Origin of the sequence: Desertivirga xinjiangensis (assembly GCF_024436435.1) — a bacterium.
Classification (GTDB): Bacteria; Bacteroidota; Bacteroidia; order Sphingobacteriales; family Sphingobacteriaceae; genus Desertivirga; species Desertivirga xinjiangensis.
Genome location: NZ_JAFMZP010000013.1, coordinates 102633 through 114961, shown reverse-complemented (window position 1 = coordinate 114961; position 12329 = coordinate 102633). Strand labels below are relative to the sequence as shown.

6 protein-coding genes are annotated in these 12329 nt (G+C 41.9%); 1 reads left to right on the top strand and 5 read right to left on the bottom strand.

The window, feature by feature from the left end:
- Positions 1-44: 44 nt before the first annotated feature.
- The 5 genes from J3P37_RS21765 to J3P37_RS21745 all read right to left on the bottom strand — a co-directional run bounded on the left by J3P37_RS21765 (position 45) and on the right by J3P37_RS21745 (position 7874).
- Positions 45-1238 carry a FecR family protein gene (locus J3P37_RS21765; protein WP_256013961.1) on the bottom strand — a complete coding sequence of 398 codons (1194 nt, stop codon included), beginning with the start codon at positions 1236-1238 and terminating at the stop codon, positions 45-47.
- Between the two features lie 137 nt (positions 1239-1375).
- The gene (locus tag J3P37_RS21760; RefSeq protein ID WP_256013959.1) at positions 1376-1912 is read right to left on the bottom strand and encodes an RNA polymerase sigma-70 factor; all 537 of its coding nucleotides are present in this window, start codon (positions 1910-1912) and stop codon (positions 1376-1378) included.
- 587 nt (positions 1913-2499) lie between these two features.
- Positions 2500-4248 carry a bifunctional lysophospholipid acyltransferase family protein/GNAT family N-acetyltransferase gene (locus J3P37_RS21755; RefSeq protein WP_256013956.1) on the bottom strand — a complete coding sequence of 583 codons (1749 nt, stop codon included), beginning with the start codon at positions 4246-4248 and terminating at the stop codon, positions 2500-2502.
- Positions 4249-4347: 99 nt separating this feature from the next.
- On the bottom strand, positions 4348-7434 hold the full coding sequence (locus J3P37_RS21750) for a choice-of-anchor I family protein (RefSeq protein WP_256013954.1): 3087 nt from the start codon (positions 7432-7434) through the stop codon (positions 4348-4350).
- A gap of 224 nt (positions 7435-7658) precedes the next feature.
- A complete protein-coding gene (locus J3P37_RS21745; protein ID WP_256013951.1) occupies positions 7659-7874 on the bottom strand; it encodes a CBS domain-containing protein in 216 nt (71 codons plus the stop codon).
- A gap of 164 nt (positions 7875-8038) precedes the next feature.
- Between J3P37_RS21745 and J3P37_RS21740 the strand changes: the two genes are divergently transcribed.
- Complete coding sequence (locus J3P37_RS21740) at positions 8039-12277, top strand: hybrid sensor histidine kinase/response regulator transcription factor (protein WP_256013948.1); 4239 nt, start codon at positions 8039-8041, stop codon at positions 12275-12277.
- Positions 12278-12329: the final 52 nt, after the last annotated feature.

Here is a 12329-nt window from a genome sequence, read left to right as displayed (position 1 = left end):
CACCCTTCCTTTCTTTTCTGTATACTCATCATACTTATTTTATGTTACTTAAAATCTATTTCGACAATTCTGTCATTAAGCTCAAAACTGGCTCCGCTTACCAGGTGGAGCATCTCTAAAACTTGTTGAAGGCTGGCCTGCATGCGGATAGTTCCGCTGAATTTGCGGTTGCCGGGATCGCCTTTCCATTCCGCCTTAACGTCGTACCAACGCTCAACCTTTTCCATAATTTCCCTTAAGTTGTCTTCGTTGAAGTAGAAGATGCCTTCTTTCCAGGCAATGGCTTTGTAAGTATCGGCTTCGGCGACACTAATTGCTGAACCGGAAGCGATGGCCTGGTAGCCAGGTTTCAGCAATTCGCTTTCTTTACCTTTGCTGATCCGCACTGATCCGTCAAGTAATGTGGTCTTACTTACTGGGGAGTAGGAATTAATATTGAAGCGGGTTCCGAGAACTTCAACCTCTGTGTTATTAAAGTTTATGATGAACGGAGCTTTTTTGTTGTCCTTCTTGTTCAGTATTTCTGCAACTTCAAAATAAGCTTCGCCTTGTAGTTCGATCCGTCTTTCAGCGCCAGAAAAACTTACAGGGTATTTAAGTACTGATCCGGAATTCAACCATACCTTTGATCCGTCGGGAAGGATCATTTTGTATTGACCTCCACGGGGAATGATAAGCGTGTTAAAAATATTGCCGGCTATCTTGTGACCGGCTTTGTCTTCATAAGACAATACACCTTTTTCACCATCTATAATGGTACCGTCTTTTTCCTTTAAGTGAACTTCGTTGTTCCCTAACTCAACCTGCGATCCGTCTGCAAGCTGAAGAATTGCTTTCTGGCCTCCGGCTTGAATGTCGACTGTTTTGTTTTTACGTGCTGTGGTGGGATTATTAGTAGTGTACTTATTTTTTTGCGACCACAAGCTTATTCCTAATGATAAGAGCAGAACAGCAGCGCTGCTGTAATACCAAAATCTGCGGGATTGATAAAACATTTCTTTACTATCAAACAGGCGATCTGAAAGCCCTTTCCATTCTGCATCAACATCGAGAGAATCAATAAAATCAATTTCTTTTTGAACTTTGGCCGTATCTCTGAAAGATTCCACCAATTCCCTGTTTGAAGGATCTTCATTGAGCCATTGCACGAAGGATTGCTCCTCCGATTCCGTCAGCTCATCCCTGAGATATTTTAAAATTTGTCCGGTTGTATAAACAACGTTTTCCTGCTTTTCCATGAAGATCTCTAAACTCTGATTCAATTGTACTCCAGATTAGCATCCAGTATCCGGGTCAATTTGTATATATAAAACTTGAAAAATGAAAGTGGGTGAAACGAAAGGAACTTTTTTTTTAAAAAAGTTCAAAAAGAGAGTTATTTTAGAAAAAAGAACAGAAAAATAGCGAAGCTGTCTGGGTTCATGCGCATTTTAAGCAACTGAAGTCCTCTTTTTTTCTGAGTTTTTACCGTATTTACTGAGATTCCCAGCTTTTCAGCAATCTGAGGATTTTTTAATCCTTCAAGATATCCCATTCTGAAAACGATCTGGCAATTAGGTGGCAGAGCGCTGATGTGTTTATGAATTTCACCAAGCACTTCTGAGCGAATAATGGAATTAAGAGCTACTGCATCTTCGGAAGGGTCGAGACTTTGCTTGTTGAGGTAGGTATGTTCCAGTTTCTGTCTTCTTAACCAGTTTAAGCAGGCATTTCGCACTGAAGCATATAGAAAGCCATTCGCCGACATATCTTCAGGCAAGGTGTCTTTGGTATTCCAGTAAGTAACAAATACTTCCTGAACGATATCTTTAGCTGAGTCTTCGTCCTTGATAAGCTGCACAGCGAAATAGCAAAGCTTTCGGTATTTGTCCCGGAACAATTCTTCAAACGAACCAATAGTGGTATGGGACATATTCAAAACCCTGCTCACCTAAAATTAATAGATCCTTAACTAAACCTATCAAAAATAATGTTTATCTGTCAGCAGAACAATAGGGGAAGGTTTTTCTGACAATTCTCTGGAACAGGTTAATTCATTTATTTGACTTCTTATAGTTTGAAGGTAATCACACGCGGCACGCGTGCGCCAGCAGGGCCTGCTATCCGAGTTTGCTAGCGCACGCGTACCCGCGTGTGCCATGGAATTGAGTTTCAGACTACCATAATAGCTACCAAACGACAAAATTCAATCACTGTTGTCCGGTAAAAGATTTTCGTAAAATGTTTACCGGACAGCCGGAATCAAAATGGCTGCGATATTCTGCGATAAAAACCTTTGAAAGTGCTGTATGGCAACCATAAGCGGTCAAACGCAGAAAAAAGGTGTGATTTGGTTAAATGTTTACCGGACAGCCGAATTTTAAATACGATTGTAATTTTTAAGATTTCGGGGGCTTGGAATCTAGTATGAACAAAAAAGGCCTCATTGGAGGCCAGAATAAGGGTTTTTAAATGCTACTTAAAACCTTACCGGACAACAGTGAAATTCAATAGTTATCGTCACTTCAGCTTCTCCATCATTTCGGCGGGCACGTTCTTCAGATCTAAAACCAGGAAACCATCCAGGCTATCTGAGAATTTAGGATCTATATTGAAACAGATAATTTTAGCATTTAAGGCTATGTAATGCCGAAGCAACACAGGAACTTTCATGTTTGAAAGTTCAAGTTCTGTGATCAGGCTATCCACATCCTTCAGCGTCTTTTTTGTTTCCAGCAGTACCTCCCCGTCTATCTTCGAAAAATCTGCTCTGAACTTTTTTCTGGGCTTAACTAATTTTGACAACTCTGCATCAAAATGATGCTTTAAGATATAGTTCACCATCAGTGACTTTGAGAAGCTAGAGAACTTGTTGCTTATGCTGACGGGGCCAATAAGATAGCTATAACGGGGATTGGCAAGCAGATACTTCATGATTCCTTTCCATAAAAGGAACATTGGAAGCGCTTTTTGCTGGTACTCCTTGCGCACCCAGGACCGCCCCAGTTCGAGGCTCTGGCTTAATAAAGGCAAGAGTTCCTTTTTTACCTTAAAAAGTTCTGCCACATAAAATCCTTTTTTACCCAGGCTATATGTTATTTCATTGCCTTTGCCAATACGGTAAGCACCTACCAGCAACTCAGCCTCCGAGTCCCAGATAAACAGGTGGTTATAATAAATATCGTACTTATCCAGATCTATCGACTTGTTGGTTCCCTCTCCAACTTCCCGGAAGGTAATTTCTCTCAGACGACCTATTTCCTGTAAAACAACAGGTATTTCTGATGCAGGTGAAATAAAGATCTCGTAATTTTTCTCCTGCATGACCTTTCTGAACGAGCGTAAGCCCTCTATCTCGGTCCTGAGTAAGCTGACATCCTGGGGTGGCACAATATCTTCTGGTTTCTTACGGATCTTAAACAAGTACTTATTACTAAAAAGGCGCTTCTGACCTTCCAGTCCTATGCCCAACACATAGGTCCGGGCTCTAAGATAATTTAACAGATCGCGGGCGTTTGTATGCTGTTCCTGTTCTGATGTCTGCACCGGTTTGCCAATCCTGAGCCTTATGGTATGACCCTGCTTGTTAAAAAGCTCAGAAGGAAGTTTGGCTGTACGCAAAGCCGGATGAATGAGGCCTAATAAATTAAACAACAAGCCATTATTTCCATGAAAATAAACGGGCAGCACAGGGACTCCGGCTTTGTTGATCAGTTTTCCAGCAACCGGATGCCATTGTTTATCTGTGATCTGCTGTACTCCGTGCTGAAAAGCAGAAACCTCCCCTGCAGGAAATATCGCAATGGGAACATCTTGATTTAACAACCTCAAAGCCGACTTTATACCGCTGATACTGGAGGGATGATCTATCTTATCAAAGGGATTTACAGCAATCAGATGTTTACTAATATTGGGAATTCGTTTTAACAGGAAATTGGCTATCAGCTTCGTCTCTGGCCGTATCATACACAAGACTTTCAAAAGGATTAATCCCTCAATGCCTCCATAAGGATGATTAGCTATTGCGATAAATGCCCCCGAAAGTGGTATGTTCTTTTTCAGCTCCTGCTCGTTCACTTCAATTTTTACCTGGAGGATTTCCAAAAGCTTGTCAATAAAGTCGAGTCCGTCCAGATGTCTCGTAGCGTTTAATACCTCGTTTACCTCATTGATCTTGGTTATTTCCATCAAAAATGAAGTGAGGCCGGCCAGTTGGAGCTTATCCAGATGAACAGCTTTCGCGAATTCCTTTTCAGTAATAACTTTCATGATTAAAAAGACTATTGTATATATTAAAAATGTAAAAATGATTTTACGCAAAAAGCACCCTTCCTAAACAGGAGGGTGCTTTTATGCGACTAAAATGCTTTAATCCTGCACAACTATCTTTTGTGAGCCAGCTCCTGCAACCGAAAGGATATATGTTCCCTGGCTGAGTTTCTGTTGTAATTTCAATTCTGCACGTCCGTTATTCGTATCCAAAACATTGCTATATATTAATTTTCCGCTTAAATCATAAAGGCTTACCGCACTCGTAACTTGCGAAGACTTTTTCAATTCCAGGTTCAGAGTAGTTCCCCTTAAAGGATTCGGATACACCACAAGAGCCTGCTGGTCCGCAAGCGATGCTACATTTATCCATTTAGTACGCGGCTCAGTTCGTGTACCGTCTTTATCGGTCTGGGTCAATCTATAGTAGTTTATTCCTGTTGACGGATTATGATCGGTAACCTGGTATTCCTGAGAGCTTTTTCCATCGCCTTTTGCCAGAACTTTTGCCAGCAAAACGAAGTTTTTACCATCGCTGCTCTTCTCAATGCTGAAGTAATCGTTATTTTGCTCCGATGCTGTCGACCATTTCAAAGTAACAACTCCGCTCTTTTCTAAATCTGCATCAAAGCTTAACATGTCGACCGGCAGTACAGAGCCACCCATTCCAAATACACTTACACTGCCACTTATCTCATTAGCTACCAGCAGATAAGGCTTGTTGTCAGGACTTTTATCTGCGGAGATATAGATGATTCCTTCCGGACCATGATCTCCAGCATAAGATGTAGTACTACGGTTATTTTTATAATCTACGAATTTGACGTTAGCCGGATCAGTAATATTATATACCATCACACCTCCGATACGCTCCAATCCAACAAAGGCATAAGTATTGCCTTGAATAGTTGCCACAGTTAGTCCTTCAGGCTCTGGTCCTTTTGAGCGACTTCTGTTCTTTAGTCCATTACTTTCACTGTCTGAATTAAACAAGCCTGCAAAGAGAGGGTGTTGCGAAGTGATCAGCTCAAAATCGTCTTTACTATCATAAACAATTGTCTTGGTATCGGCATCCCAAATGGAAAATGAGCGCGGTCCAACCATGATCAGTTCATCATAATCGCCATCATTGTCTGTATCTCCATTCAAACTGGTTATACGCAAGCGACCAATATTATGGGCTTCTTTTAATACTTCTGCGTTAGGAAAAGTGGCTGGATCCAGGTTTACGGCGCTTACCGTTGTACGCTCTTCAAAACCTTCATATTCTTTTTCATCGCCTTCATTGGCTGATACGAGGTAGGTTTTACCATTTGCAGTGAAGCTTGCAATAGCATCCGGCATAAAATATCCTTTAACAGGGTAGTTAGATATATGCACAAAGCCACTGTTATCAGATGCATCTAAGCCGCTGCCATTTACATTAAAATCTTTTTTACCCAATGGCCAGATACTGCTTATTGCATTGGTTTCAAGGTTGACTTCAGCTACCGCGTTGTTTTCCTGGAGTGTAACCCATGCTTTTTTAGAGTCTTCCGAAATAGTAATATACTCTGGTTCGAAATCCTGGGAAAGGGTACTGCTAGCTTTAGTTTTTCTTATTCCCGATGCGATCAAAGCAGCTTCCTGCGAATTAAAAGTAGTAAAATCAAGAGTAGTAACCTTGGATTGATCCACGGAAGACAAGCCGCCGGAAATATCGATGATACTGACAGAACCTTCAGGGTCGATAGAATAATCTGTGTTTGGCTGTCCTTCGTTCGCAGTCATAATTTTGTTCCCGTCGGGCGAAAACGTGATCATATCAGGCAGTGCACCTACTGTAACTTGATTTTGAAAATCGCCGTCAGTGTTAAAAAAGACCACCGATCCATTATTATGCTCAGGAGATGCGGGACTAGCTACAGCTACAATCCCATTTTTCACAGCAACACTAGTAACGCCTCCATAGCTGCTCATGTCAATATCCTTGATAAGTTTAATGGCAGCAGGGTCAGAGAAATCTGCAATGTCTAAACGATCCTGCACGGCACTGGTCATGAACAGACGTTGTGTTTGCGGATCGTAAACCACTATTTCGGTAGTACTTCCTGTGGTGCTGTTAGGCTTAAAGCTGTTTACATAGTTTAACTGGATTTCCTGAGTGGCCACAGGTGCCTTGCGATCGTTATCGCGGATATAAACGGTCAGATATTGGCTTCCTTTTAAACTTACACCGATAAGATCTTCAAGACTAAGTACAAAGTACTCATCCATCTCCTGAACATTGTCGTCATCTATTGAAATTGTGACGGTTTGTGTTGTTAAACTTCCAGCGCTGAAGTTAAGTGACTTGTTGCTGATATTGAAGTCAGACGCATCGGTAGTGCTAAAGGGTGCATCTTTTATCACCAGGCTTGCTGTTCCGGCATCCGGATTCTCCAGTAACAGTGTTACTGTAACCGAACCGGCCCCTTCGTCGACCGAAAGGAACTTATCTTTGAATGCGATAGTACTGGTATTTCCTGGTATTGAACTTCCCGGAAAAGCAAATGCAGGCCATGTTTGCGGCGCGGTGTCTTTATTGCTTGTCACCCAGTTTGCCGGATTTAAGATCAAAGCTCTTAGTTCGGCAGGGCTTCCCTGCTGAGCTCCGTTATAAAACGCATTTGCACTGACTCCAGCTGCATTACCCGGTGCAGAGCTTAACTGTATGGAGGATTTTCCATCCTCTAATGTTGCCGGGCGCATAGATTTACCGCCGGTACATTCCGTATTAGTTAGCTCCCAGTTGTTTGCACTCATTGCAGTTATATAAGTTGGGGTTTGCGCAGTTCCTGCATAGACAATAACCTGATCTCCGCCTGAACTCAATCCAAACTTCTTGCCGGCAATTGTTCCAACTGAAACCTTCGGTATATCATTTTCAATCCGTATAACATTGCCTGCACCTAAACCTGTCGCCGGCGCAGTCCACACCAAGCCTCCATCGCACTGGGCGATTGTATTAGCGGTGTATTTGGCGTCTGTAATAGTGATGGTTGTACCCGGCAGAATGTCTACCAGAGTTAAAAGTGCAATTTCATCTTCTGTACCCAGGGCGCTCATTCTGTAAGCAACAGGGACAAGATCTCCCGGCTGAAATTGAGTTTGAGCATGAGCATTCGCGAAAATGGAGCCAATAAAAAAGAGTAAAAGTTTCTTCATATGTTTTGGTTTGATTCTCTCATGTGTTTCAAGAGAGGTATTTAAGTTGGAACCGAAAGTATGGGTGAGAAATGTGATGAAAGTAAAGTTCAGATTATCTTTATGTAAATCGTGGGTTGGTTGGGAAGTTTTTCAACCACAGAGGTCACAGAGAAATGTTGGATAATCGGTAATCACCAGCCGCATTAAGCCTACTCACAAGACAGCTATGTCAATACGAAAATTTAAATCTTAACCTTCTTCGGTTCCATCAATTGCCTGCCGCGCAGCACAATCTTCATCCTTTGCCGTTTTAAGGATAGGTTTGTCGAAGCTTCGAGATCTTCCTTTAACTGTAACTTATAGGCGTTAAGTACTTCCTTGTACGTAAGGAGACCAATAACCACATTCTCTTCCGCAGGGGAAACTACCGGCAGGAACTCCTCTTCATAGCTCGACATCAACGCAACAGCCTTTGCTAACTAACAAATCAAAACATCATCGAATTATCTGGAAAAACCATCCGCATTCATAATGAGGAATTATTAAACGAAATCATAAAAGGGGCATAATTTGTAGAAACACAAAACTATTCGTTTCCAGATCTCTCCTGTATTTATTAGTTTTGTATAGACTAACCAAAATTCCAGGAGGAATTACCATTTTGACCACTAAACGAATAAACCGGACAGGCTACCTGATTCATTCATTTTTGATGATGCTGATGATTTTGGGCTTTAACGCTGTAAATGCACAAAATCAAATAAGTTTCGCACGGCTCACTATTGATGAGGGCTTATCACAGAATGCTGTTTTTTGTATCATACAAGACAGGCATGGCTTTATCTGGGCCGGCACTGAAGATGGTTTGAATAAATATGACGGTTATAAGTTCAATATTTATAAGCATGAGAACGCAAATCCCTCCACTTTAAGTAATAGTCAGATCAATGCGCTTCTCGAAGATAAATATGGTAACCTATGGATAGGTACCTCGGATGGCTTGAACATATTCAACCGGGAAAAAGAGACATTTACCAGAATCAATACCAGGGCTAATAGAATGTCAGAAGCCACTGATTTTATAACCTGCTTATTCCAGGATAGCCGTAATAACCTATGGATAGGAACCACAGAGGGCTTGAAACGCTTCGATTATAGAACAAAAAAGGTTAGTTCCTACAAACTCCCTGCCGCATCTAATGTAGCTGGAAGCAACAAAATACAAACCATTTATGAAGACAAGGATCAGGTCTTGTGGGTCAGTATCGGTAAAGATCTGAAACGCTTCAATCCGGTCGAGAAGAAGTTCGCCGATCTTCCGCAAGCCCTGGCTCAAAATAACGAACTTCGGAGAAGTACCGTCAGGGTAATACGGCAAGACACGAAAGGAAACTTCTGGTTCGGAACGGAAACCTCTGGATTGTTCAAATTTGATCCTCATTCGCTTTCTTTCCGGACCTACAAACACATTCAGGGAAACAATAACAGCCTGCCTATCAGCATTGTTCGGGAGCTATTTGTAGTTTCGAACAGCGAAATATGGGTTGGGACACGTGAAGGCCTGAGTATTTTTAATCCTGAAACAGAAGTTTTTTCAAATTACCAGTATAACCCTTATGATCCGAAGACGTTAAGCCACAACTCTGTTCGGAATATAATGAAGGATAAAGCGGGGAATATATGGATCGGCACCTTTGCGGGAGGTATCAATATATTTCATTCGAGCGGTAAAAATTTCTACCATATTGGCGAACAGGTGGGCAGACAGGCAGGCCTCAGCCACAGGGTTGTAAGCTCCATACTGGTAGCAGATAATGGTGTCTTATGGATAGGAACAGAAGGCGGGGGATTAAATTATATCGACAGAAAATCCTCCATTTACAAAAGTTACGTAATCAATAGCCGACAGCAGAATATCGTAAAGTCGCTGGCAAAAGATAAAAATGGTAACATCTGGATAGGAACCTACGACGGCTTAAGTCATCTTAATACGAAAACAGGAACATTCAAGAACTTTAATATCCCGGAGAACGATGAGAAACCGGGCAATAACCAGATCTATGCCCTGGCGGCAGATGAGGGCGGCGTATGGATTGGTACGGATGGCCGTGGGCTTAACTTTATAGACGAGCAAGGCAAGCAAAAAGCTACCTATGTGCACAATCCTAAAAACAAAGAAACGATCAGTAACAACAGTATTATCACCTTAAAAAAGGATAAGCAAAATAATATTTGGATCGGCACAGAAAGAGGCCTTAACTATTTCAACAAGAAAACCAAAAAATTCACCCAGTACCTGAATAATGTGAACGACCCTTATAGTCTCAGTCACAACTCCGTTATCTCCTTATTTTTTGACAATCAGAATCGGATGTGGATCGGTACTGAAGGTGGTGGTTTGAATTTGTATGATAGAGCTTCCAATCGTTTTTACTCGATTACAGAGAACCAGGGCCTTGCCAACAACGTGATTCATGCGATAAGACAAGATAAATCTGGCAGCCTGTGGTTAAGCAGTAATAAGGGCCTCAGCAAGATCTTATTTAAAGGGGCGAGTCTTCCTTTCCGGAAAGAGAACCTTGAAATTCTAAATTACACGGTAGAGGATGGTTTACAAAGCAACCAGTTTTCAACCGGTTCTGCCGAAGCGGGCAGCAATGGCGAGCTGTTCTTCGGCGGGATCAACGGCATCACTGCCTTTTATCCTGACAAGATCATCAAAAATCGCTTTAAGCCAAACGTTGTAATCACTGATTTTCTTATAAAAAACAATCCGGTAACTGTTGGTAAAAATAATTCAGGGGATTCGCCTCTCCAAAAACCGATAACAGAAACTGAAAGTATCACCTTAACACACGATCAGGCCTTCATCACCTTCAGATTTGCAGCACTGAACTATGAGAATTCGGATAAAAACGAATACGCTTATAAACTGAATGGTTTTGCCGACGACGACTGGCACTATGTGGGAAATCAGCGTACAGCCACTTATACTAATCTTGATGCAGGAAAATATGTATTTCAGGTAAAGGCTTCCAATAACGATGGTGTATGGAATGATGAAGTAAGAGAAATTACGATCCATGTTCTTCCGCCCTGGTGGAAAACCTGGTATGCCTACCTGATGTATACCTTGATCATCGCCGGCTTGCTTTACCTGTTCTATTATTACTCTCTTAAAACGGCTAAACTGAAAAACGACCTCGTTTTTGAGCACATGAGTCATGAAAAAGATCAGGAACTGGCACAACGAAAGCTGAGTTTCTTTACTAATATTTCGCACGAGATTAAAACTCCGCTCACACTCATCCTCGCTCCTATCGAAAAGCTGATAGGAATGGATGATGGCAATAATAAGATACAGAACCAGTTGATGCTGATGCAGCGTAATGGAGAACGTTTGATACGCTTAATTAATCAATTGCTCGACTTCAGGAAATTTGAGACGGGAAGTATGGCACTGGAGGCAGCCGAAGGCAATATTGTTCGCTTTATCAAGGAAGTACTCCTGGCCTTTGATTCTTATGCTAAAAATAGAAAGGTTAAAATATCGCTGAGCACTGAAAAAGACCGCATCCGTCTTTGGTTTGATCGCGATAAGATGGAAAAGGTTATCTATAACCTGCTTTCCAATGCGCTCAAGTTCACCCAGGAGAACGGCACAGTAAACGTTCGTATCAGAACTGAAAAAGGAGAAGACGGAGCAGGCTCTGTCATTATTGAGGTGGAAGACGACGGTGTGGGTATAGCTCCCGAGAACATCAAAAAAATATTTGATCCCTTTAATCATTTTGATCAAAGCGGCGTAAATCCTAACGGCACGGGTATAGGTCTATCCTTCTCGAAGGGCCTGGTCGAATTACATCATGGAGAGATCCGGGTTGAGAGCACGCCTGCGGTTGCCGGTGGGAAAGGATTAACCTGCTTTTCCATTAAACTTCCTCTTGGCAAAAAACACCTTGCAGAGACCGAGATTATACAAAATTATAAGGACAGCGAAAATATAAGCGCCTATTCTGAAACAGAAATACCCCTCAGTGCAAGTGTTAAACTGATTGAACGAAAGCAACATGTTACCAGCAGCAATGATAAAGAGAAGCTAATTATGCTCATTGTGGAAGATAACGAAGAAGTTCTAAACTTTGTAGGCTCGCACTTTGAAGACGATTTCGAGATACAAACCGCAACCAACGGGGTACATGGCCTTGAAAAAGCCCTTCAGTTTATTCCGGATATTATCATTAGTGACGTGATGATGCCTGAAATGACGGGGACAACCTTATGCACCAAGTTAAAGAGTGATGCACGCACCAGCCACATCCCTGTAATACTGCTTACTGCCCGTACTCCGCTGATATTTAAGATTGAAGGACTGGAAACAGGTGCCGATGATTATATAACCAAGCCATTTAACCTTAATATCCTCGAAGCGCGTGTATGGAATCTCCTGGAATCCCGGCAGCTTCTCCGTGAAAGGTATCGCAAAGAGATCAACCTGCAGCCTGTTAATGTGGCAATTACCTCTCCCGATGAGAAATTCCTGAGTAAGGCGATGAGTTATATTGAAAAGAATATCGCCGAATCTAATCTGAGTGTGGAAGATCTGGGAAGAGAAGTAGGCATGAGCCGGGTAACCTTGTATCGAAAGATCAAAGCGCTGACTAACCAATCGGCAGTGGAGTTTATCAGGACCATCCGGTTAAAAAGAGCTGCACAGTTATTGGAGCAAAACAAATTGAATGTAAGTGAAATCGCTTACATGGTTGGTTTTATGGATATCGACTATTTCAGAAGATGCTTCAAAGAACAGTATGGTTATACTCCGAAAGAGTATGCTCAGAATGCTGAAAAAGTATCATAAGTATTTAGCGTTTCAAGTGTTTTATTCGGTTTGATTCATTACTCAGGCTAAT

Excerpts from the sequence above, each read along its gene's own strand:
- J3P37_RS21765 (WP_256013961.1), bottom strand. The coding sequence starts at position 1,238 with ATGGAAAAGCAGGAAAACGTTGTTTATACAACCGGACAAATTTTAAAA.
- J3P37_RS21755 (WP_256013956.1), bottom strand. The coding sequence starts at position 4,248 with ATGAAAGTTATTACTGAAAAGGAATTCGCGAAAGCTGTTCATCTGGAT.
- J3P37_RS21760 (WP_256013959.1), bottom strand. The coding sequence starts at position 1,912 with ATGTCCCATACCACTATTGGTTCGTTTGAAGAATTGTTCCGGGACAAA.
- J3P37_RS21745 (WP_256013951.1), bottom strand. The coding sequence starts at position 7,874 with ATGTCGAGCTATGAAGAGGAGTTCCTGCCGGTAGTTTCCCCTGCGGAA.
- J3P37_RS21750 (WP_256013954.1), bottom strand. The coding sequence starts at position 7,434 with ATGAAGAAACTTTTACTCTTTTTTATTGGCTCCATTTTCGCGAATGCT.